This is a genomic window from uncultured Tateyamaria sp. (assembly GCF_947503705.1).
Lineage (GTDB): Bacteria > Pseudomonadota > Alphaproteobacteria > Rhodobacterales > Rhodobacteraceae > Tateyamaria.
In genome coordinates this window covers 58,433-77,868 of the sequence record NZ_CANNES010000003.1, presented here as the reverse complement: position 1 = coordinate 77,868, position 19,436 = coordinate 58,433, and the positions used below count along the sequence as shown (strand labels likewise).

Here is a 19,436-nt window from a genome sequence, read left to right as displayed (position 1 = left end):
ACAAGATTGATGATAACCGACCAAACCATCACGCGAACCCAAGGAGACCTCTCATGGCCATGACCGATTGCACCGCACACAGCACCCAGTTTTCCCGCCCCGCCGCACGTGGCTTTTCCATCGTGAAAATGATCGACGTCTGGCGGTCGCGCCGGGCTCTCGCTCAGCTGGACAGCACACGGCTCGATGATATCGGTCTGAGCGTGAAACGGGCCGCCGCCGAAGAGGCAAAACCGATCTGGGACGTGCCCGCGACCTGGCGCGACTGAGCTTTCGAAGCAGCACAACACGCCGTTTGTGCAATTTATGACAAAAAAGGTCAGAATGCCGCCCCGGATTCGGCATTCCGGGGCGGAAAACCCTTGAAAGGGGGCCGCCTTGACCCGATATTTGGGCATGACGCGGGCGGAAATCCGCGAACCGGCGGGATGACCCCGTCGGGCACATGTATCAATTTGGAGGTCTTTTATGGCTGAGTTGAATACGATCCGGTCGGCGGCCGGAACACGCGCCGCCCAGATCGACGTCGGGCTGCGCGCCCACATGAACAAGGTTTATGGCAGCATGTCGATCGGCATGTTGATCACAGCGGCGGCCGCGTGGGCCATCGCGGGTCTTGCCATCACAGCCGACCCGTCGGCCGCAACATATGCGCTGCGCGATGGCGTTTACCTGACCGGACTTGGCGAAGTGCTCTACACAACGCCGCTCCGCTGGGTTGTGATGTTTGCACCGCTGGCTTTTGTCCTCTTTGGCTGGGGTGCGCTGATGCGTCGAGCATCGGCGGCAGGCGTCCAACTGGGCTTCTTCATCTTCGCGGCAGTCATGGGCGTGTCGATGAGCTCGATCTTTCTGGTCTATACCCCCTACTCGATCACCCAAACCTTTCTGGTGACGGCGATTGCCTTTGCGGGTCTGAGCCTTTGGGGATACACAACCAAGAAAGACCTGAGCGGGATGGGCACCTTCTTGATGATGGGCGTGATCGGTCTGATCGTTGCCATGATCATCAACCTGTTCCTGCAGTCTGGCCCGATGATGCTGGCCATCTCGGCAATTGGTATCCTGATCTTTGCGGGCCTCACAGCCTTCTACACGCAGGACATCAAGAACACATATGTGGCCCACGCCGCACATGGGGATCAGGAATGGCTGGACAAGGCCGCGATTGACGGCGCGCTGAGCCTCTACATCTCGTTCCTGAACATGTTCCAGTTCCTGCTGATGTTCATGGGTCAACAAGAGTAAAGCGTATCTTGATACGCTACTGCGATTGGGCCGGTCCTTGCGACCGGCCCTTTTTCGTTTCCGGATAAGGGCGACACAATGACCGTGATCAAACAGGGCAGCGCACAGATCGACAGCGTGGGTGAGGGAAGCGTTCTTGGCCCCTACCGCGCCGAACTGATCAGCGACAGCGCCGGGCTTACCCAATTCGGAGCTTTCATAGAAGAGTTGCCACCCGGCTCCCGCTCCTCTCACACCCATTGGCACAAGACCGAAGACGAAATGGTGCTGATCCTGACGGGCAGAATCGTTCTGACCGAGGACGGCGTTGAAACCACGCTGGGCCCCGGCGACGCGGCCTGCTGGAAAGCAGGCACGCCCACCGGCCACCACATGGAAAACCGCAGCGACGCGCCCGTGCGCTACGTTGTGATCGGCACGCGCAGCCCAGCGGACGAGGTCACTTACCCCACCCTCGACCGGGTGCTGCACCACGACCGGACCCACAAGACACGGCGCTACACCACACTGGCCGGAGACCCTGCCGACGCCCCCTGACGCACACCTTCGCCGTAGCCCCGTCGGGGGCGCCTGTTGGTGTGCCACGCGCTCACAAAGCGCGTATCATCCGAATGGCAGGAAAACGCACGCCACCGGGCAAAGGCACCTCCATCGGGCCGAGCGTAACAAAGCCAACCGCCTGATAGAAGCGCTCGGCCGTCCAGGTGGCTGAACAAGCCATCCGCGCCATACCTGCCGCGCGCGCATCGGCAAAGCTGCGCTCCATCAACGCGCGGCCCACACCGCGGCGCACCGCACGGTCATCGGTCACCAGATGCCGAATATGGCCCAGCGTCTTATCCTCACGATCCGGCGTCCAACCCCCTGCGCCCAGAATGGCACCCGCGTCATCCTCAGCCACATAATAGGTGCCACAGGACAGCAATTGGGGCTGTGCACGGCTGATCAACGGCAGGGCAGTGACAAGGACAGAAGGCGGATAGTCGGCTTTGAGCAGCTTGGGATAGCTACGGGCCAAAAGGGTATCGACGGCGGCCAGATCATCCAGCGTTGACGGTCTCACATACATTCCATCTCCTCCTTGAACTGGCGCACCGCGCGCGGGTCGATCAAATGATAGGTGGCAAGGCCGCGCGCACGCGCCTGAGCCAGAAGAGCCAAGTGGCGTGTGCGGCCGCTGTGGCGTGTGTTCCATATCCAGCGATAGAAAGCCCAGGTCTCGCCGTGAATGCCCTCGACACAGCCCTCCGCCATATCCGGGCGACGTTGGCCCCAGTGCACAATCAAACGCTTTGTCACGCGCCACAGACGCAGCGCAACGGGCAGGTCCAGCCAGATGAAAGTGTCTGCCCGGGACAAGCGATGGTCATAGGTGGTCGAAAACCCGCCCTCAAAGATCCAAGCGTCAGCGCGTTCCACCTCCAGCGCCATGGCCTCGCGGGCGGCGCGGGGACGCATCTGCCAGCCGGGCATCCAATGGATACGGTCCATGTGGTGCACAGGCAGACCCGTGCAATCGCCCAAGGCGCGCGCCAGACTACTCTTGCCCGAACCCGACCCGCCCACGATCATCACACGGTTCATGAAAGCACCTGTGGCGCACCAGGGCGCAGATCATAGACATAGCTCTTGGGGCCCTTGGCCGTCACCCACATCGCGGGTGGCGGAGGGCGCGGCTGATCGGTCGGCGCGATGTCCCAGACACGACCTGTCAGCGCACCGCTGACAGGATCGCGCATGACCCAGCCGCACGCCTCCTCCCACGCAATCGTTAGATCGGACCGGTCCGCGCGGCGATACAGACCCGGATGCACCGGATCAGCATCAAAGCAATAGACCAGACCGTCCATGCGGCGGATCAGATGAAAACTGGTCATCAAAATGCTCCCTAAAACGACAAAGGCCGCGTCCTTGCGGCGCGGCCTCTGAAATACGTTTTGTCAGGCGATCTTACTTGATCTTGCCTTCCTTGTATTCCACGTGTTTGCGCACCACGGGGTCGTATTTCTTGACCGACATCTTCTCAGTCATGGTGCGTGCGTTTTTCTTGGTCACGTAAAAGTGGCCAGTGCCTGCGGTCGAGTTCAGGCGGATCTTGATCGTGGTTGGCTTGGCCATGGTGCGTCTCCTGCATCGCCAGATAAGCCTGAGAGGCCCGCCAGCGGGAAATTCGTTTGAGCGCCGCTTGTACCCGCCGCCGCCCCCGAGTCAACCCCGCTTGAACCGCAATCAGGCCGGGGCGGCAGAATTTCCGCCCCGGCCCTGTGGTTCAGGTGAAAAGCGCGCGGATCAACGGCCACCCGGTGACCACTGTGGCCACCACACCGCCGATCCAGAACCCGCTGCGGATGTGAGTAACGCCCAGCGCATAGGTCAGCGCATGGCCCGCGCGACAGGCGAGAAAGGCCAACGCCGCGATGCCCGTGACAGAGGTATTCAGGCCCGCAACCACCAAAACCGTGGCCAAAGGCGCAAACATCACCACGTTTTCCACATGGTTCGCGGCGGCCCGGGCCAGGCGTCGTGACGTCGGCGACATGTCCTGATCATCGCGATTGGAAAGCGCCCAGGCTGCGCCCTTGGCCTTGTCGTTATACAGCTGCTTACCAAAGACCAGCAGTAGCCAAATCGCCGTCAAGCCTGCCACAGCCCAGAGCTCCAGGGTCATACCTGCGCCCTCAGCCAACGACATTGCCCCCGATGGCATAGCCGCCCGTCGCGGCTTCCATGATCTGGACATTGATATATTGGCGAATCTCGCCCTTGCCCGCCTCCGTGGCCACGGCGGCCAAGCTGGTGGTCAACCCGTCCGCGATCTGCGCTTTTTCTTCTGTGCTCCAGGCGCCTGCGGGCACTGTGACTTTGATTGTCGGCATGTCATAAATCCTCTACTGTTGATTATGCATCATGCGATGCAAAACAAGAGATAAAGGCGCGCGATTGATTTTGCAACGCGTGATGCAAAATAATGGCCAGACCCCGGGCATTTGATGATGACAAAGTACTCGACGCCGTGATGATCGCGTTTTGGCGACACGGGTTCGAAGCCACGACCACGCGCATGCTTGAAGAGGCGACGGGGGTCGGCATCCGGGGCCTCTTCAATGCCTTTGGCAGCAAGGAACAGCTGTTTGAAACCGTACTCAAACGGTATCTGAGGAATATCAGCGCGACGCTGGAACAGGTGTTTGCCACGCCCACACGCGGCTCAATCGACATGGTCTTTGCAGGCTTTTCGCAGCCTGAACCACCCGACGCGATTGCCCATGCGGGCTGTTTGATGGTCAACACAGTGAACGAGCTTGAGCGGACCAACGACGCCATCCGCGCGCAAGTGAATGCCTACCGCGCGCTTTGGAAGACGCAGTTTCTGGCGGCCCTGACCGCAGACGGGATCGCGGATGCGGACAATCGGGCCGAGTTTCTGGTGGGTGCCCTCTGGGGCGCGCTGAACCAGGTCAAGCTGGCTGGCAACAAGGCCGCCGCCATCCCGCTGGCCGAAGTGGTCCGGGACACGGTCAAAAGCTGGTAGATGCGCGGAGAGGCTATAAGCCGGATTCTGTCATAGACGGGTTGCCCCGCCCGAGATGACCATTCCTCTTGGGGTGCTGTTACCAACACCCCTCTAGCTGCCAACCCGGACCTGCTGGGGCAAAAGCAGCCCCGCCGGTTGCCCGGCGCGCGGTCCCTATTTGGCATTGCTCCCGGTGGGGCTTGCCATGCGAGCGCTGTTGCCAGCCCCCCGGTGGGCTCTTACCCCACCTTTTCACCTTTGCTCTGCATGCAGAGCAGTCTGTTTTCTGTGGCGCTTTCCGTCGGGTTGCCCCGCCCGGGCGTTACCCGGCACCGTTGCTTTTTGGAGTCCGGACTTTCCTCCCCGGCAGGTTGCCCCGCCAAAGCGGCCATCCACCTCTCCGCGCCTGGCCGCCTTACGGGTTGGACCGGGGACGCGTCAATGCAAATGACCCAACGATGGCGTATTTCGGGAGCCTTCGGTTGCGACTTTTAAGAACAGAGAAGGAGGACCGTCTCGCAAAGCCCCCCATGCAGGGTTTGATTCCCGATGTGTCCGCGTGCCTAAGTCCACAAAGCGGCATGGCCGATGGGCGTGAAATCCTGCGATGTTACAGGCCCTATCGCCTCAGGCCGATAGCGCAGCCGAACCGCCGCAAGCCGCGTTTCGTGATCAAGCGCCGCATCATAGCCTGCGGCCACTGCGATCCGGTCAAAAAGCTGTGGATCAGGGTCCCTTGGTCCGGCATCCGTGCCGCGCTGGCCCGCCAACCCCTGCGCCTCAAGCCGCGCCCAATCAAAATGGGGCCCCGGATCAATCTTGCGCCCTGGCGCCATGTCCGAATGGCCAATCACATTGCCGGCCGGAATATCCCAAGCCGTCAGGATTCGGCTCAGCAATGTTTCAAGGCTTTCCATCAGCGGCGGTGCGAAGGGGCCTTGCCCGTCATTGTCCAACTCGATCCCGATGGAACGGGAGTTCATATCGTCCAAATCCTGCCATTTGCCCACGCCCGCATGCCAGGCCCGCGCGCCCTCGGCCACCAATTGGGTGATGCGTCCCGTCTTGCAGATGACGTAATGGGCCGACACCTCGGCCACAGGATCGCACAACCGTTCAATCGCGGCCTCGGCCGTCGCCATAGCGGTATAATGCAGCACCACAAAACGGGGGATCAAAGCGTCACGACGCCGGCCGCAATTGGGTGAGGGATGTTGGTGGATCACCACGTCAGCGGCATCAGCCGCCAGAAGCACGCCGGAACGGCGTTGGATCCCAATTGCAGGCATAGCCGTCGCCATCGGGGTCCAGATTGCGCCGGTCCCGATCCGGGCCGCCCCGGGCGAGAAAGTCGATCTGGGCCTCATCGCGCGAGTTGTATTCCGCGCAATTACGCTGGTGTTTCGCGTTGGAGGCAAGGCCCAGACGGCGATGGACCTTGGTTCCGACCGGGTGGCTGGTCTGCAAGGCGTATTGCACCACGTTGGGCTGGGTGTTCCCGCTGCGCGACGGTAAGGCGGTAGGTTGGACAACCGTATATTGCTGCCGATTTGTCTCGATCCGCGCCGCGTCGCTTTCAATGGACTGTCGCGAGGACACGGCCCCAAAGTCATTCTCGTCCGAAATGCCGGGGTTATTCAGCAAAACGGGGGCCGCATTCGACGGGCTTGCGTTCAACACATCCTCGCCCGAATTCTGGCGGGCCGCTTCGGCGTCACCTTGACGCGCGGCAGCGGCCAGTTCTGCGTCCAACCCTTGCGGATCAGACACCGCACGGGCTGTGGATGTGGGCTGTGGACGAGGCTGTTGCACGGGCGTGCGCGTCGCGGGTTGCGCCGCGCTCTGCGCCAAGGGCTCGGAACTGATCACCGGCGCTGCGGGCACCGCAGAGGTGGCCAATTGCGCATCGCGCGCCTCACGGGCCGCCAATGTAGAGGGATCGCCAAACCCAACGCCACGGCCCGGGTCCACGACACCTGCCCCGCTGTCTGGAATGGCAGGTTGGCACGCGGCCAATGCGGCTACTGCGCCCAACGTGAAAATCGTCCGCATGATCATGTCTGCTCTGCCCTTCCCGGGTCCTGATTACGCGTGGTTTACCACCATTTTTGCGGCTTGGCCACAAAGCCCGCGCGCGCCTCAAGCGCATAAGCGGTGTTCAGCAAATCACCCTCTTCCCAAGGCCGACCAATCAGTTGCAGGCCCAGCGGCAGCCCATTTGCATCTGTCCCCGCGGGGACAGAGATGCCTGGCAGGCCCGCCATGTTCACCGTCACCGTAAACACGTCGTTGAGATACATCTGTACAGGATCATCCCACGCCTCACCCAGACCAAAGGCGGCCGAGGGCGTGGCAGGCGTCAGGATCGCGTCGATGCCTTGGGCAAACACATCTTCAAAGTCCTTCTTGATCAGCGTACGGACCTTGCGGGCGCGGTTGTAATAGGCGTCGTAGAAGCCCGCCGACAACACATATGTGCCGATCATTACCCGGCGCTGCACCTCGGCCCCGAACCCTTCGGCGCGGGTCTTTTCATACATCTCGGTGATGCCATCGCCTTGGTCCAGCGTCGCACGGTGGCCATAACGAACCCCGTCATAGCGGGCCAGGTTCGACGACGCTTCCGCCGGTGCAATCACGTAATAGGCGGGCAGCGCGTATTTCGTGTGCGGCAGGCTGATATCGACAATCTCGGCCCCCGCATCGCGCAACATCGCCGTGCCTTCGGACCACAGCGTTTCGATCTCTGCGGGCATCCCGTCCATGCGGTATTCCTTTGGAATCCCGATCTTCTTACCCTTGATGTCACCCGTCAGCATCGCCTCGAAATTCGGCACAGGCAGGTCGGCGCTGGTCGAATCCTTGGGGTCATGGCCACACATCGCCTCAAGCATGATCGCGGCATCCCGCACCGACTTGGTCATCGGGCCGGCCTGATCCAGGGACGAGGCAAAAGCCACGATGCCCCAACGCGAACAGCGGCCATAGGTCGGTTTGATGCCCGTGATGCCGGTAAAGGCCGCAGGCTGGCGGATCGAACCGCCGGTGTCGGTGCCAGTCGCGGCCAGACACAGATCAGCGGCGACAGCCGAAGCAGACCCGCCAGAAGAGCCGCCGGGCGTCAGTTCTGCCGTATCATTGCCGCGACGCCACGGGTTCACCGCATTGCCGTATACGGACGTTTCGTTGGACGAACCCATGGCAAATTCGTCCATGTTCAGCTTGCCCAGCATGACAGCACCCGCGCCCAGCAGATTGCCGCTGACTGTGCTCTCATATTCGGGCAGGAACCCTTCGAGGATGCGCGAACCCGCTTGAGACGGCACACCCTTGGTGCAAAACAGATCCTTGATGCCGATAGGCAGACCGCACATGGCAGGGGCATCGCCCGCCTTGATGCGCGTGTCTGCGGCGGCGGCTTGATCGCGCGCAATCTCGGGCGTGTCGTGCACAAAGGCGTTCAGCGCCCCGGCCCCTTCAATGGCCCCAAGGCAGGCCTCTGTCAGCTCAACAGATGTCACGTCTCCCGCGCGCAACGCATCGCGCGCCTCGGCAAGGCCCAATTTGTTCAGATCAGCCATTATTCCACCACCTTCGGCACGGCAAAAAAGCCCTCACGGGCATCAGGCGCATTGCGCATCACAGCCTCTTGCTGGCCACCATCATTAACCACATCTGCCCGGCGCTTCAGGCGCTGCGGGGTCACCGATGTCATCGGCTCCACACCTTCGACGTCGACCTCTTCGAGTTGCTCGATAAAGCCCAGGATCGTGTTGAATTCAGCGGCCAGCACAGGCAGCGCTTCGGGCTCGACCTTGATCCGGGCCAATTTGGCCACGCGGGCGGCGGTGGTTTCATCGATGGACATGACGGACCCTCAATTTGCATCTCTCACGCGGCTTTAGCGCGGGCCATGACGACCTTCAAGCCTCCGCCCTTGCGAGGGGGCGCTCATTACGACAGATTTGACCAAACGCTGGGGACATCCGCTTATGAAACTGACACTGCACCACGTGAACCTTGTGACCGATGATGTGGGCCGGATGGATGCGTTTTACCGCGATGTCCTGGGGCTGCGCACCGAAACCGACGGCCTGCCCACGCTGGAGAAAAAGCAGGGTTATGCAGGCGACGTGGCCTTTGTCACCGATGGCAAAATCCAGACCCATCTGGCGCAAAAGGACCCGCTTGCGGGGTTCAATGCCGGGCAAATGGTCAACCCGGTCAGCCACGGGCACATCGCTTACCGCACCGATGATCTGGCCGGGTTCAAGGCACACCTTGATGCCAACGGCATCCCGTATGCCGACTGGGGCAACAGGGCCGTCGCAGGCTGGGACCAGATCTTTTTCTACGACCCGGACGGCAACGTGATCGAGGTGCATCAGGTCTCTGACACTGCCTGAACAGGCCTTTGGGAGGTCACCACATAGCGCCGATAGACCTCGATCATCCACCCCAACATGATGGCATTCAGGATGTGCCACAGGAAATGGGTGCCGATGGCCCATTGGGCACACAGGGTCTCGTCCAGCCCCCGCGCGCTGAGAGAGGCAAAGAGGATGCCCGCCCCGGTCATAAACCCACGCGCCAGATTGGGCGCCCGCCGCCAAAGGAACAGCGCATAGAGTATGATCAGCACAGGCACTGGCACATAGCCCGCCGAAACACCTAAGATCGGCAGGTTTTCCCAGAGAGGCACGGTCACAATCGTATAGGGAATAAACAGCACCGTGCCGACCAAAGCGGCCCACAGGGGCATCCCCCAAACATCCCGGTTCACCGCAAAAAGGTAAAGCAGGATAAAGGCCGCAATCGGCATCACATCGGCAATCGCCGCCCAGACCTGCGCATGGGTGTGAAACAGGTAGCTGCCCAAACCGATCAGGCCCAAGATGACAGCCAAAGCTCGCGCCAATGGCACGCCCGCGGACCGTTGCCACATGAAAAAGGCAATCAACACAAAGCCCAGATTCGTCACCGCATTGACAGGCTCCGCCCAATACTGCGGCCCGACCCGCTCGCAATACCCGTCAATCTCGCGCCATAACCCGTCCAAGGCCCTGCCCCTTCATTGTTCCGAAAAATATGCCTGCACAGCACCCGCGTTCGGCGCGCCGCCCAAACACAGATAACGCCAGCCTGGGCCACGACAATCCGCAGATCTGCATTATGCGAAACCACATCCTGAACAACAGCCATTCGGATCTGAAACCCTCCCCCAGATGTTTTCCAAGATGATCCTCATTCTCTGTTCAAAAAAATCCCCGCCGGAGGCTCCCTCGCTTCGCATCAGGCGCTACACTCGCAGCAAAGGGAGAACAGACCATGCACATCATCTGGCTCGGCCACGGCAGCTTTCGGATCGAAATTGAGGACCAAGTCATATTGCTCGACCCATGGTTCTCCGGCAATCCGATGCTCAGCGACGACCAAGCGGCGCAAGCGGTGAGGGGTGCCACACACATCCTGCTGACCCACGGACATTTTGACCACACCACAGACGTGGCCGAGATCAGCAGGGAAAACGGCCTGCCCGTCTCTGCCATCTACGAACTGGCCGCGCATCTGACCTCCCAAGGGGCGGTTGAAGGTAACGGGTTCAATATGGGCGGCACCGTGTATGTCGGCGAAGTGGCCATCACGATGGTCCCCGCCAGCCATTCGTCATCCATGCAGGTGGACGGGCGCGGCGTCTATATGGGGCAAGAGGCGGGGTTCATCCTCAAGGGCGAGGGCAAAGTGATATATGCCTCTGGTGACACAGGGATCATGGCGGATATGGAGTGGATCGGACACTATCACAAACCGCAGATCGGGATTCTCTGCGCAGGCGGATATTTCACCATGGACATGGCAGGGGCCGCCTATGCGGCCAAACGGTACTTTGACTTCGACACGGTGATCCCCTGCCACTACCGGACCTTCCCGCTCCTGGAACAGTCAGCCGAGGTGCTGGCGGCCGGATTGCCCGGCGTGAACGTGATTGAACCACAGGTGATGGAGGCGATTGCGCTTTGATCCCAGGTTTTCGGAACACAGGTGCCCGCCCATGAGCGATCCCTTCTCGCCCTCTCCCGAATTGGCAGCCATCGCCAAGCGCTGGCTTGACATGCATGCACGTCGACAGACGAAATCGGCGGCCAATCTTTTCTCCAATTCTGCCGCAGTGACTTTTATCGGCTCGGATGCGGATGAGTTGATAACAGGGCCCAACTTTCGCGAGACGTTCGAGTCGTTTTACAACGACCACGTCAATCTCATCCCACGCGACATCATCGCGACCGCTTATGAGGCCGGTGATTTTGGCTGGGCCTATACCACGCTGACGGTAGAGGCGCCGGACGCGGGCAAGGTTGCGCGTTTTCGGATCAGCATGGTGTTTACCCTCGAAGAGGGCGTCTGGCGGATCGTGCATGTGCACAACTCCAATCCCACGCCCAATATGGATTCGATGGGCTATGAGGCGCGCAATCTTGAGGAATTGGCCGCTGCCGCACAATCCCCGTCGTTTGATCTGGGGCGCACGGGCATCGCCACGGTGATGTTCACCGATATCGTGGACAGTACGGCGCTGGCCGCCGCGATAGGCGACACCGCCTGGAGCGGGACCGTCACCACTCATCTCAACGATATCACATCCTGCGTGCAAGGTTCGGACGGCACGTTGGTCAAAACGCTGGGCGACGGTACGCTGTCGACGTTTTCCTCGGCCCAGGCGGCCATGATCGCGGCCAAAAGCATCATGGAACGGGCCTGCTCGACCCTCCAGGAGCCGTATTTGAGGGTCCGGATCGGGCTGCACACGGGCGATGTTGTCGAGGCCAAAGGCGACTATCTGGGATCGGTCGTGAACAAGGCCGCCCGGGTCGCGGCCATGGCCGCCCCGGACGAAATCCGCGTCTCTGACGCCACGCGCGCCATGATCGGGGGCAGCACGGGTTTTGAGTTCACCGACCCGGTCAGTGTCCCGCTCAAGGGGCTGGAGGGCGAACACGTGATCTACCGGCTGTCCTGGCGCCCGCCCGATGCATAAACGACCCAGCGGGGCACCACAGGACCAACGGGGCGCGCGGAATTCGACACGAATTCCGGCCGTTTTCCGATCATCGGAAAACGCCTAGCTCACCTGTTTTTGCCCAGACAGGCAGCCGGTTTGCCCATCAAAGACGATGAGCAGCCACCGCCCTGTTTGAAACCTCTTGCGCGGGGGCATCTCGAACACGGCACAGATGTCGAACCGCAGATCAGACACCCGTTGGTAGGTGTAGGCCGCACCTGTCACCGGGTCGTTAAACCGGACGCCCGCCCGCAATCCCGAACAATAGGTTTCATCCGCCAACGATTGCGGCAAAACCGCATCCTCACGCCTGCATTCGAGATAGCGGCGCAAACGCTGCAAGTCTTGCCCCCGCTCTGCATCCCGCTTTTCGGCCCGTCCTTGCGACGGACCTCCAACAATGCTCAACCCCCACGACAATGCCACCACAACCATTCCGACCGCCGCGACCAGAATGAACCGGTTCACGCGTCTTCATCCTTGCGAATGTCGCTCAGGTAATAGGCAAACACGCCCCCCGCGACTGCCGCCACAACCGCCGCCTTCAATAGAAATTGTCCCGTCAGGTCGCCCTGCAACAGCGCATAGATCACTGCGATCGCATCCCCCAGAAAGGCCACCGCCGCAATCAGCAGGGTCACATAGGTCAACCAACGGCGCATCAGCGACCGGCGCTGACCGGCGTCCCGGTCCACCGCGCGGCGGTCGCGCACCGCCAGCCAGAAATAGAGCGGGGCTGCCACGATCAGGGCCGCAATCGCCCAGCGCATTCCGCTGGACCGATAGCCGCGCGCGCTGTCCTCAAACAGAAAATCAATAATGTGAAAGCCCAGGATCACCAGGTTGATTGCCCCAAAGATCAACACTCCAAAGGTGAGCGCATAGACAAAGAAATCGCGCGCCGACGCGGTGGCGTGGGGCCGGGTCACGGGCGGGCTAAAGTCGACCTCTGCCCATTCGCCCAGCGCATGCGTGACCTCGGATTTGGCCCAGCCCGAGGCAATCAGCACCTCCGCGATGTCGCTACGGCTTTTGCCCGCGCGCAGCGCGTCATAGACGAAAGTCGACAGTTCCTTACTCATGACAAACCCCTTTTACTCAGATCGGCGTGCCGCAAAGAACGCCACCAACAGCGCCTCGGCCTCAGCCGCAGCAATGCCGTCATACACCTCGGGCACATGATGCGACTGAGGGTGCGAAAATACCCGCGCACCCTGCGCCACTCCACCAGACTTGGGGTCGGAGGCCCCGTAATACACCCGGCCGATGCGCGCGGCGGCTATGGCGGCGGCACACATCGCACACGGCTCCAACGTCACATACAGGTCATGGCCCACCAGCCGCTCAGAGCCCAGTACGGCGCAGGCCGCGCGGATCGCGAGCACCTCGGCATGGGCCGTGGGGTCCGACAACTCGCGCGTCCGGTTGCCCGCCTGGGCCACCACGACGCCGTCCCGAACCACCGCAGCCCCTACAGGCACTTCGCCGCGCGCGCCCGCGGCACGCGCCTCGGCCAATGCCACGTCCATGAATGATCGAAACTCCATCCCTTCGACCTGACACAGGCACCCCCCCTTCCGCAAGGCCGCCCGATCCGCTAGAGCCTGCCCCATGACCAACGATCCCCCCAAAGGCGACCGCATCGCCAAAGTCCTCGCGCGCGCAGGCATCGCAAGCCGTCGCGGCGCCGAAGAGATCATCGCCGCAGGGCGCGTTGCCGTGAACGGCACACAGATCGACAGCCCCGCGCTCAATGTCAGCGCCAGTGACCGGATCACCGTTGATGGCAAACCGCTTGCCGCGCCCGAGCCGGAACGGCTTTGGCTTTATCACAAGCCCACGGGTCTCGTGACCACGGACCGCGACGAAAAAGACCGGACCACGATCTATGACACCCTGCCCGAGGACATGCCCCGCGTCATGTCTGTGGGTCGGCTCGACATCAACTCCGAGGGGCTTTTGCTGCTCACCAATGATGGCGGCGTGAAACGTAAACTGGAACTGCCCTCAACCGGCTGGATGCGCCGTTACCGTGTGCGGATCAATGGCCGCCCGACAGAGGCGACATTGGAGCCTTTGCGCAAGGGCGTGACGATCGAGGGCGAGCGCTTTCAACCGATGCAAGTGACGCTGGACCGCCAGCAAGGGGCCAACGCCTGGCTCACCGTGGGTCTGCGCGAGGGCAAGAACCGCGAGATCCGCCGTGCCATGGAAAGCATCGGCTTGGTGGTCAACCGGCTGATCCGCGTCAGTTATGGCCCCTTCCAGTTGGGCGACCTGAAACCGGGCGCTGTCGAAGAGGTCCGCCGCCGCATCCTGCGCGACCAATTGGGGCTGGAGCCCGAAGAAGAGATCACCGGCACCGCCCGCAAGTCCCCCAAGATCAGCCGCGGCCCCCGCAAACCGGCCGCCAAACCAAGCGCGCCTCGTCCCGGTCCGCAGGAACGGCGTCAGGCCAAAGCCCAGCCCAAGTCAAAAGGGCGCCCCACGCGCAAACCAAGGTAGCGGCGCATCTATAAACAGACGCGCAGCCCAGCCGCGCCCCGCAGGTCGCAAGGCCGGACGGCTCTTTTCAAGGCAGGTTTCGCAAGGTCAGGCCGCGTCAACGCCTTGCGGCACCGTATCAAATGCACCGTCAAGAAAATCGCCATAGGTCGGGATGCCAAGACGTTCGCGAATGTCTGCGGGCACCATACGCTGCGCCGCGATGCGGATGCGCGGCATTTCGGGGATCAACCGCTCGTAGCCGTAAAGCTCAATGTACTCACCATAATTTTCAAAGGCGGCACGGCCCGCACAATCAATAAAGGTCTCGCTGGGCGCGCCATTGGCCAAAATCACCTCGTGGCCTTCCGTCTCGATATGGTAGACCTTGAAACCGCCTTGCACCTGGGCCGTGGAAACCCAGTCAATGGTGCTTCCGTTGACCAAAGCGCTGGCGTTGATCACCATATCGTCGATGATCATGCCATGATCGCTGGTCACCACCAGATCTCGGTTGGGCATATCCGGGCCAAGGGCACCGGCAGCTATGCGCACAACCTCTGAGCCCAAACCCGGCGACGCAGAGCGGAGCGTCTGAACGCCCACCCACTTCACGGCCACGCCGCGACCATCTGCCGTGCGGATCATATCGTCAATGGCCAGCGCCTCAACTGTGACCTCACCTGCAGGCGTTGCAATTCGGGTACCTGCTGCAAAGCAAAAGATTGTCGCATCCTGCGTCGCATAAGTCGTGCCGGAAATGTTGGGATTACTCGGATCAACGTCATCTTCTTCGGCAACCCAATTCGCCGGGTTGTCGATCCCCGAAATATTGCCGCCGACAAACATGACGTTGTCATTGTCCTGGGTGTTGGGAAACAGACCGTCGATAAGGGGGTTGGGCGTATTTGGGTCCATGTCAGCGGCAAGAGCCTGCAACGCCGTATCATCAAGCGTGATCGCGCCACCGGTATTGGTTGAAATGCCTGCCAGCGTGGTCGCATAGCTGCCGTCGGTGGAGTTTACGATCGCGGCAAGCACGGTCGTGCCAGAGGTCGCGATCAGAGTGGACGAGCCGGACGTGCTGAAATTGCTGACGCCGCCAGCAGGCGTCCATGCTCCGAGTGTTCCATTTCCGGTCGGGATCGAAAACGTATTCGCCGTCGTCGCAGACTCGATGATCGTGACCCGCTCAAAGGCGCTCAGGCCGCCGGCTCCCACCGTGAAATTGACGCTGGCGGCACCATCATAAATCGTAATGACCTCTCCGGCCGGAATGTCCTTCGTTGCAATAAACGAAAACGAATCCGAACCGCCGCTTGCCAGCGGATCGGAAATATGTGCCGTAAAAAGAATATCGCCAGGGGTAAGCGCCATGTCAGAAAGCCTCTTGATTGAATTCGTGAGCCAAAGTCGCTCTGCACGGCGCGTCTTGACGCGCGCAAAATGACCGTAGTTGAAAGCAGTCCGTCCGGCATGACCGAACAGATTCAAGCTGCATAGTCACTTCCGCGTGATAACGGCGAAAAATCAAATATTTAGATATGCATGGCGCATCTGTGCCTTTTGGGAAGCACTTGACTGCAACCTGGGGTATACAAGCGGCGCATTTCGCGCCTTTTCACAGCTTCCAGCCCCACAAACCGCGCTGACACCGCTGTCGTTCTGAGGGTCCAAACCGTCCCGGAAGACGCGCAGGCAAAGCGTTGTCATCCGCCGCGATTCTGGCGCAATCCATCGGTTTTTCCCCCTTGTCCTTTGGCCCCGCCATACCGATCTTGGATCGCGCAGAGGCACCCAGCCACGCTGCGCGCATCGGGGGATGATCCATTGACGAGGTACAACCGGCCCCGGCCAAACAAGGCCGCCGCGCACAGCACTAGTGCTGCACCTGCAAACCGCCTATAAACGCGGTATCCAACGGCCCCAGATCGAGTACATGATGCAATCCACTGCCTTTCAAAAGATCGCCTTCGCGGTGCTGATCGCCCTGATGTTCGGTGTCACCACCGGCCTGCTGGGAGGGCTCTGAGAGATGGCAAAACGGTTCGGCGGCAAATACAGCAATCAGGCCGACGACCTGCCCGGCGATACGCCCGAGCGGGGTCATTACGACGGGGCCAAGGTGGACCCGGTCGGCGCACGCGCCAACCTCATGTTCCTGCCTGCCGTCCCAATGGTGTTTCTGGCTCTCAATGATGGGGCCATCGGTCTCATGCTGGGGTTGGTGTCGGCGGCGATCCTGACGCTTGGGGCATGGCTCTTGCGAGGCGGCCTACAGGCCGAGGCGGCCTATAACAGCCGCAAGGTGGCCCGCCGCCCTGCGATCCCCCGCAAACTGTTTTCCGCCGCCCTCATCGGCATCGGCATCGCACTGGCTGCCTACCGGTCCGAACCCGGTCTTGTCGCCCCGATCCTCTTTGGCATCGCCACCGCAGGGCTGCACATCGCGGCCTTTGGCATCGACCCGCTGAAATCCAAAGGGATGGAGGGCGTGGACACCTTCCAACAAGACCGCGTCGCCCGCGTCGTGGACAATGCCGAAGCGTATCTCAAGGATATGTCCGACGCGATGCTGCGCGCCTCTGACCGGAAAATGGAACTGCGCCTGGAAAAATTTCAGACAACCGCCCGTGACCTCATCCGCACGGTCGAGGAAGACCCCCGCGATCTGACGGCAGCGCGGAAATACCTGGGCGTCTATCTGATGGGGGCCCGCGACGCGACGGTCAAGTTTGCCGACATCTACAGCCGGACCCGCGACGCCCAGGCGCGCACGGACTATGCCACGCTGCTTGATGACCTGGATCAGAACTTTGCCGCCCGCACCCGGAAATTGCTGGTCGAGGACCGCAGCGACCTGAACATCGAAATTGACGTGCTGCGTGATCGCTTGCAGCGCGAAGGGGTGCGGCTTGCGCCCGACGACAACACGTAAAACAGTAAGGTGACCCAATATGTCTGAGACCATCCGCCAAAAGGCCGAATCCGCCCTCGCCCAGGTCGAGGAAGTGACCGCCGTCGTGCTGGCCGAACCGACCGACGCAAATGCCATCGTGCCGCTGGCCGAAGCCGACGCCCCCGTCGGCGCCGAAATTCGCGCCCGCATGGACGAGATCGACATGGGCGACACCCAGTCCATCGTCTCCTTCGGTTCCGCCGCCCAGGCCGAGTTGCAGGAAATCAGCCAGGCGATGCTCAATGACGTGCGCAACAAGGATGTGGGCCCTGCGGGCGACAGCCTGCGCGGCATCGTAACCACGATCCGGGGCTTCTCGATCTCGGAACTTGATGTGCGCCGCGACCGGTCGTGGTGGGAAAAGCTGCTGGGCCGCGCCGCACCCTTTGCCAAGTTCACAGCCAAGTTCGAAAAGGTCCAGGACCAGATCGACAAGATCACCGACAACCTGCTGAGCCACGAGCATACCCTGCTCAAGGACATCAAATCGCTCGACCTGCTTTATGAGAAAACGCTGCAATTCTATGACGAACTGGCGCTCTATATCGCGGCGGGCGAAGAGAAAATCGCCGAACTCGACGCCAACGACATTCCCGCAAAGGAAGCCGCCGTTGAGGCCGCCGCAGAGAATGACAAGGTCATGGTCGCCCAGGAATTGCGCGATCTGCGTGCGGCGCGCGACGATCTGGAACGCCGGGTTCACGATCTGAAACTGACCCGCCAGGTGACGATGCAATCGCTGCCCTCAATCCGCTTGGTGCAGGAGAACGACAAGTCGCTGGTCACCAAAATCAACTCCACACTGGTCAACACCGTGCCGCTTTGGGAAACCCAACTGGCCCAGGCCGTCACCATCCAGCGCTCTGCCGAAGCCGCCGCCGCCGTGCGCGACGCCAATGACCTGACCAACGAACTGCTCACAGCCAACGCCGCCAACCTGCGCGAAAGCAACAAGGCCATCCGCACCGAAATGGAGCGGGGCGTCTTCGACATCGAAGCGGTCAAGAAGGCCAATGCGGACCTCATCGGCACCATCGAGGACAGCTTGCGCATCGCCGACGAAGGCAAAGCCAAACGCGCCGCCGCCGAGGAAGACCTCAAGAAGATGGAGGCCGAACTGCGCGACACGCTGGCCTCGGCCAAGGCGCGCAAAGACGGGGTGGGCGACACTGCCGGCACCGCCGTGCCCAGCTAAGAGGCGACAGGTGAAGGGGACGCAGGTACTTCGCAAGGCAGGCCAATGGGGCGCAATCGCGACCCTCGGCCTTGTCGCGGCCTGCGACCTCTTTATGCCGGTGGAACCGGTGTTGACGCCGCGCGGCAGGCCCGCCGGGCTGGTCCCGCCGGAACCCAAACCACAGCCCACGTCTGAACGAAGTGCTGCGCTGCGCAGCTATCTGACCCAAGTCCAATCCAGCCAGTTGACCCAAGGGCTGTTGCGCCGCGATGGCGGCGGACCAGACACGCCCTTTACGGCCAACATGCTGGCGCGCAACTTTGAACAGATCGTCTTTTTCAACGAATACAACAGCAGCGGCGTGCGCACCGGCGTGCCGGGCGAGCTGCGGCGCTGGCAGACACCCGTGCGCATCGGCATCGTCTTTGGCGCGTCCGTGCCGCCCAGCCAACAGGCCCGCGACCGCGCCGACGTGGCGCGCTATGCCAACAGGCTGGCGCGCGCCACGGGGCATCCGATCAGCGTCTCCAGCAATCCCAACTTCCTGGTCTTTTTCGTGAACGAGGATGAACGCGCCGCCACCATCGCCAGCGCTGCCACCCGCCTGCCCGGTGTGAGTGCCGCCAATCTGGGCGCTGTGCGCAATCTGCCCGATGACGCCTATTGCGCCGTGGCCGCCTATGCCAGCGGCTCCAGCCGCAGTGTTTATACCGCCGCCGTGGCCGTGATCCGCGCCGAAAACCCCGACCTCTTGCGCCTGTCCTGCATCCACGAGGAACTGGCCCAGGGCCTGGGTCTGGCCAATGACAGCCCCAACGCGCGGCCTTCGATCTTTAACGATGATGACGAATTTGCCCTGCTGACCAACCATGACGAGGCGCTTTTGGGCATGCTCTATGACCCCAGCCTGCAACCGGGCCTGTCACTTGCCGAGGCGCGCAACACGGTCAACCAATTGGCGCTGAAGGCATTGGGGCAAGCCGGGCCGTCCTGA

The 19,436-nt window shown here is 61.6% G+C and carries 27 protein-coding genes and 1 other RNA gene; 12 read left to right on the top strand and 16 right to left on the bottom strand.

Annotated features, from left to right (window positions below; translation table 11 throughout):
* The first annotated feature begins 53 nt into the window (after positions 1 to 53).
* The 3 genes from Q1A44_RS08980 to Q1A44_RS08970 all read left to right on the top strand — a co-directional run bounded on the left by Q1A44_RS08980 (position 54) and on the right by Q1A44_RS08970 (position 1,785).
* Positions 54 to 269, top strand: a complete 216-nt coding sequence (locus tag Q1A44_RS08980) for a DUF1127 domain-containing protein (protein ID WP_299623188.1) — start codon at positions 54 to 56, stop codon at positions 267 to 269.
* Positions 270 to 468: 199 nt separating this feature from the next.
* Positions 469 to 1,248, top strand: coding sequence for a Bax inhibitor-1/YccA family protein (locus Q1A44_RS08975; RefSeq protein WP_299623185.1), 780 nt, complete (start codon positions 469 to 471; stop codon positions 1,246 to 1,248).
* 78 nt (positions 1,249 to 1,326) lie between these two features.
* Positions 1,327 to 1,785 (top strand): cupin domain-containing protein, encoded by a 459-nt coding sequence (locus Q1A44_RS08970; protein ID WP_299623182.1) that lies wholly within the window; start codon positions 1,327 to 1,329, stop codon positions 1,783 to 1,785.
* Between the two features lie 52 nt (positions 1,786 to 1,837).
* On the opposite strand, the gene Q1A44_RS08965 is transcribed toward Q1A44_RS08970, so the two are convergent.
* The 6 genes from Q1A44_RS08965 to Q1A44_RS08940 form a co-directional block, all read right to left on the bottom strand.
* Positions 1,838 to 2,317 (bottom strand): GNAT family N-acetyltransferase, encoded by a 480-nt coding sequence (locus tag Q1A44_RS08965; RefSeq protein WP_299623177.1) that lies wholly within the window; start codon positions 2,315 to 2,317, stop codon positions 1,838 to 1,840.
* Positions 2,308 to 2,832 carry an AAA family ATPase gene (locus Q1A44_RS08960; protein ID WP_299623174.1) on the bottom strand — a complete coding sequence of 175 codons (525 nt, stop codon included), beginning with the start codon at positions 2,830 to 2,832 and terminating at the stop codon, positions 2,308 to 2,310. The genes Q1A44_RS08965 and Q1A44_RS08960 overlap by 10 nt, the downstream gene beginning before the upstream one ends.
* Positions 2,829 to 3,125: a hypothetical protein gene (locus tag Q1A44_RS08955; protein ID WP_299623170.1), complete on the bottom strand. Its 297-nt coding sequence runs from the start codon at positions 3,123 to 3,125 to the stop codon at positions 2,829 to 2,831. The genes Q1A44_RS08960 and Q1A44_RS08955 overlap by 4 nt, the downstream gene beginning before the upstream one ends.
* A 73-nt stretch (positions 3,126 to 3,198) precedes the next feature.
* Entirely contained in the window at positions 3,199 to 3,366 is a 168-nt protein-coding gene (gene rpmG, locus Q1A44_RS08950) for a 50S ribosomal protein L33 (protein ID WP_114512614.1), read from the bottom strand.
* A gap of 151 nt (positions 3,367 to 3,517) precedes the next feature.
* Positions 3,518 to 3,916, bottom strand: coding sequence for an MAPEG family protein (locus Q1A44_RS08945; protein ID WP_299623161.1), 399 nt, complete (start codon positions 3,914 to 3,916; stop codon positions 3,518 to 3,520).
* Between the two features lie 10 nt (positions 3,917 to 3,926).
* The gene (locus Q1A44_RS08940; RefSeq protein WP_299623158.1) at positions 3,927 to 4,124 is read right to left on the bottom strand and encodes a tautomerase family protein; all 198 of its coding nucleotides are present in this window, start codon (positions 4,122 to 4,124) and stop codon (positions 3,927 to 3,929) included.
* A gap of 92 nt (positions 4,125 to 4,216) precedes the next feature.
* Between Q1A44_RS08940 and Q1A44_RS08935 the strand changes: the two genes are divergently transcribed.
* Positions 4,217 to 4,780 (top strand): TetR/AcrR family transcriptional regulator, encoded by a 564-nt coding sequence (locus tag Q1A44_RS08935; RefSeq protein WP_299623154.1) that lies wholly within the window; start codon positions 4,217 to 4,219, stop codon positions 4,778 to 4,780.
* Here Q1A44_RS08935 and rnpB read toward each other — a convergent pair.
* The 5 genes from rnpB to gatC form a co-directional block, all read right to left on the bottom strand.
* An RNA gene (gene rnpB / locus Q1A44_RS08930) (RNase P RNA component class A) lies at positions 4,781 to 5,166 on the bottom strand. It abuts the gene before it with no gap.
* A gap of 159 nt (positions 5,167 to 5,325) precedes the next feature.
* Positions 5,326 to 6,051, bottom strand: a complete 726-nt coding sequence (locus Q1A44_RS08925; protein WP_299623151.1) for an N-acetylmuramoyl-L-alanine amidase — start codon at positions 6,049 to 6,051, stop codon at positions 5,326 to 5,328.
* Positions 6,002 to 6,820, bottom strand: a complete 819-nt coding sequence (locus tag Q1A44_RS08920) for a hypothetical protein (protein WP_299623148.1) — start codon at positions 6,818 to 6,820, stop codon at positions 6,002 to 6,004. Before Q1A44_RS08920 ends, Q1A44_RS08925 begins: the two co-directional genes overlap by 50 nt.
* A 38-nt stretch (positions 6,821 to 6,858) precedes the next feature.
* Positions 6,859 to 8,343, bottom strand: a complete 1,485-nt coding sequence (gatA, locus tag Q1A44_RS08915; protein WP_299623145.1) for an Asp-tRNA(Asn)/Glu-tRNA(Gln) amidotransferase subunit GatA — start codon at positions 8,341 to 8,343, stop codon at positions 6,859 to 6,861.
* Positions 8,343 to 8,630, bottom strand: a complete 288-nt coding sequence (gatC, locus tag Q1A44_RS08910; protein ID WP_299623140.1) for an Asp-tRNA(Asn)/Glu-tRNA(Gln) amidotransferase subunit GatC — start codon at positions 8,628 to 8,630, stop codon at positions 8,343 to 8,345. The genes gatA and gatC overlap by 1 nt, the downstream gene beginning before the upstream one ends.
* A gap of 124 nt (positions 8,631 to 8,754) precedes the next feature.
* Between gatC and Q1A44_RS08905 the strand changes: the two genes are divergently transcribed.
* Positions 8,755 to 9,168, top strand: coding sequence for a VOC family protein (locus tag Q1A44_RS08905; RefSeq protein WP_299623137.1), 414 nt, complete (start codon positions 8,755 to 8,757; stop codon positions 9,166 to 9,168).
* On the opposite strand, the gene Q1A44_RS08900 is transcribed toward Q1A44_RS08905, so the two are convergent.
* Positions 9,147 to 9,821: a ceramidase domain-containing protein gene (locus Q1A44_RS08900; protein ID WP_299623134.1), complete on the bottom strand. Its 675-nt coding sequence runs from the start codon at positions 9,819 to 9,821 to the stop codon at positions 9,147 to 9,149. The two genes, Q1A44_RS08905 and Q1A44_RS08900, sit on opposite strands and share 22 nt — an antisense overlap.
* A 269-nt stretch (positions 9,822 to 10,090) precedes the next feature.
* On the opposite strand from Q1A44_RS08900, the gene Q1A44_RS08895 reads away from it, so the two are divergent.
* Together Q1A44_RS08895 and Q1A44_RS08890 are read left to right on the top strand one after the other, a co-directional pair.
* A complete protein-coding gene (locus tag Q1A44_RS08895) occupies positions 10,091 to 10,783 on the top strand; it encodes a metal-dependent hydrolase (RefSeq protein WP_299623130.1) in 693 nt (230 codons plus the stop codon).
* A gap of 31 nt (positions 10,784 to 10,814) precedes the next feature.
* Complete coding sequence (locus Q1A44_RS08890) at positions 10,815 to 11,798, top strand: adenylate/guanylate cyclase domain-containing protein (RefSeq protein ID WP_299623127.1); 984 nt, start codon at positions 10,815 to 10,817, stop codon at positions 11,796 to 11,798.
* Between the two features lie 84 nt (positions 11,799 to 11,882).
* Here the strand turns inward: Q1A44_RS08890 and Q1A44_RS08885 are convergent, their stop codons facing one another.
* From Q1A44_RS08885 to Q1A44_RS08875, 3 genes are read right to left on the bottom strand one after another with little or no spacing between them, the layout of a single operon-like run.
* Positions 11,883 to 12,290, bottom strand: a complete 408-nt coding sequence (locus Q1A44_RS08885) for a hypothetical protein (protein WP_299623123.1) — start codon at positions 12,288 to 12,290, stop codon at positions 11,883 to 11,885.
* The gene (locus Q1A44_RS08880; RefSeq protein WP_299623118.1) at positions 12,287 to 12,904 is read right to left on the bottom strand and encodes a DUF5671 domain-containing protein; all 618 of its coding nucleotides are present in this window, start codon (positions 12,902 to 12,904) and stop codon (positions 12,287 to 12,289) included. Before Q1A44_RS08880 ends, Q1A44_RS08885 begins: the two co-directional genes overlap by 4 nt.
* A 12-nt stretch (positions 12,905 to 12,916) precedes the next feature.
* The gene (locus Q1A44_RS08875) at positions 12,917 to 13,369 is read right to left on the bottom strand and encodes a nucleoside deaminase (protein ID WP_299624193.1); all 453 of its coding nucleotides are present in this window, start codon (positions 13,367 to 13,369) and stop codon (positions 12,917 to 12,919) included.
* A 64-nt stretch (positions 13,370 to 13,433) separates the two neighbouring features.
* On the opposite strand from Q1A44_RS08875, the gene Q1A44_RS08870 reads away from it, so the two are divergent.
* Positions 13,434 to 14,327 carry a pseudouridine synthase gene (locus Q1A44_RS08870; protein ID WP_299623115.1) on the top strand — a complete coding sequence of 298 codons (894 nt, stop codon included), beginning with the start codon at positions 13,434 to 13,436 and terminating at the stop codon, positions 14,325 to 14,327.
* 87 nt (positions 14,328 to 14,414) lie between these two features.
* On the opposite strand, the gene Q1A44_RS08865 is transcribed toward Q1A44_RS08870, so the two are convergent.
* Positions 14,415 to 15,683, bottom strand: coding sequence for a Hint domain-containing protein (locus Q1A44_RS08865; RefSeq protein ID WP_299623112.1), 1,269 nt, complete (start codon positions 15,681 to 15,683; stop codon positions 14,415 to 14,417).
* Between the two features lie 505 nt (positions 15,684 to 16,188).
* Here Q1A44_RS08865 and Q1A44_RS08860 point away from each other — a divergent pair.
* The 4 genes from Q1A44_RS08860 to Q1A44_RS08845 are packed head-to-tail and all read left to right on the top strand — an operon-like array spanning position 16,189 to position 19,436.
* Positions 16,189 to 16,338: a hypothetical protein gene (locus Q1A44_RS08860; RefSeq protein WP_299623109.1), complete on the top strand. Its 150-nt coding sequence runs from the start codon at positions 16,189 to 16,191 to the stop codon at positions 16,336 to 16,338.
* Between the two features lie 3 nt (positions 16,339 to 16,341).
* Entirely contained in the window at positions 16,342 to 17,244 is a 903-nt protein-coding gene (locus Q1A44_RS08855; RefSeq protein WP_299623105.1) for a 5-bromo-4-chloroindolyl phosphate hydrolysis family protein, read from the top strand.
* Between the two features lie 19 nt (positions 17,245 to 17,263).
* Positions 17,264 to 18,460 (top strand): toxic anion resistance protein, encoded by a 1,197-nt coding sequence (locus tag Q1A44_RS08850; RefSeq protein WP_299623102.1) that lies wholly within the window; start codon positions 17,264 to 17,266, stop codon positions 18,458 to 18,460.
* Positions 18,461 to 18,470: 10 nt separating this feature from the next.
* Positions 18,471 to 19,436 carry a DUF2927 domain-containing protein gene (locus Q1A44_RS08845; protein ID WP_299623099.1) on the top strand — a complete coding sequence of 322 codons (966 nt, stop codon included), beginning with the start codon at positions 18,471 to 18,473 and terminating at the stop codon, positions 19,434 to 19,436.

Bases quoted from the DNA above. Each gene is read 5' to 3' on its own strand.
- gatC (WP_299623140.1), bottom strand. From the start codon at position 8,630: ATGTCCATCGATGAAACCACCGCCGCCCGCGTGGCCAAATTGGCCCGG.
- Q1A44_RS08945 (WP_299623161.1), bottom strand. From the start codon at position 3,916: ATGACCCTGGAGCTCTGGGCTGTGGCAGGCTTGACGGCGATTTGGCTA.
- Q1A44_RS08960 (WP_299623174.1), bottom strand. From the start codon at position 2,832: ATGAACCGTGTGATGATCGTGGGCGGGTCGGGTTCGGGCAAGAGTAGT.
- gatA (WP_299623145.1), bottom strand. From the start codon at position 8,343: ATGGCTGATCTGAACAAATTGGGCCTTGCCGAGGCGCGCGATGCGTTG.
- Q1A44_RS08890 (WP_299623127.1), top strand. From the start codon at position 10,815: ATGAGCGATCCCTTCTCGCCCTCTCCCGAATTGGCAGCCATCGCCAAG.
- Q1A44_RS08940 (WP_299623158.1), bottom strand. From the start codon at position 4,124: ATGCCGACAATCAAAGTCACAGTGCCCGCAGGCGCCTGGAGCACAGAA.
- Q1A44_RS08935 (WP_299623154.1), top strand. From the start codon at position 4,217: ATGGCCAGACCCCGGGCATTTGATGATGACAAAGTACTCGACGCCGTG.
- Q1A44_RS08965 (WP_299623177.1), bottom strand. From the start codon at position 2,317: ATGTATGTGAGACCGTCAACGCTGGATGATCTGGCCGCCGTCGATACC.
- Q1A44_RS08970 (WP_299623182.1), top strand. From the start codon at position 1,327: ATGACCGTGATCAAACAGGGCAGCGCACAGATCGACAGCGTGGGTGAG.
- Q1A44_RS08925 (WP_299623151.1), bottom strand. From the start codon at position 6,051: ATGCCTGCAATTGGGATCCAACGCCGTTCCGGCGTGCTTCTGGCGGCT.
- Q1A44_RS08875 (WP_299624193.1), bottom strand. From the start codon at position 13,369: ATGGAGTTTCGATCATTCATGGACGTGGCATTGGCCGAGGCGCGTGCC.
- Q1A44_RS08850 (WP_299623102.1), top strand. From the start codon at position 17,264: ATGTCTGAGACCATCCGCCAAAAGGCCGAATCCGCCCTCGCCCAGGTC.
- Q1A44_RS08905 (WP_299623137.1), top strand. From the start codon at position 8,755: ATGAAACTGACACTGCACCACGTGAACCTTGTGACCGATGATGTGGGC.
- Q1A44_RS08855 (WP_299623105.1), top strand. From the start codon at position 16,342: ATGGCAAAACGGTTCGGCGGCAAATACAGCAATCAGGCCGACGACCTG.
- Q1A44_RS08975 (WP_299623185.1), top strand. From the start codon at position 469: ATGGCTGAGTTGAATACGATCCGGTCGGCGGCCGGAACACGCGCCGCC.
- Q1A44_RS08870 (WP_299623115.1), top strand. From the start codon at position 13,434: ATGACCAACGATCCCCCCAAAGGCGACCGCATCGCCAAAGTCCTCGCG.
- Q1A44_RS08865 (WP_299623112.1), bottom strand. From the start codon at position 15,683: ATGGCGCTTACCCCTGGCGATATTCTTTTTACGGCACATATTTCCGAT.
- Q1A44_RS08955 (WP_299623170.1), bottom strand. From the start codon at position 3,125: ATGACCAGTTTTCATCTGATCCGCCGCATGGACGGTCTGGTCTATTGC.
- rpmG (WP_114512614.1), bottom strand. From the start codon at position 3,366: ATGGCCAAGCCAACCACGATCAAGATCCGCCTGAACTCGACCGCAGGC.
- Q1A44_RS08980 (WP_299623188.1), top strand. From the start codon at position 54: ATGGCCATGACCGATTGCACCGCACACAGCACCCAGTTTTCCCGCCCC.
- Q1A44_RS08920 (WP_299623148.1), bottom strand. From the start codon at position 6,820: ATGATCATGCGGACGATTTTCACGTTGGGCGCAGTAGCCGCATTGGCC.
- Q1A44_RS08895 (WP_299623130.1), top strand. From the start codon at position 10,091: ATGCACATCATCTGGCTCGGCCACGGCAGCTTTCGGATCGAAATTGAG.
- Q1A44_RS08880 (WP_299623118.1), bottom strand. From the start codon at position 12,904: ATGAGTAAGGAACTGTCGACTTTCGTCTATGACGCGCTGCGCGCGGGC.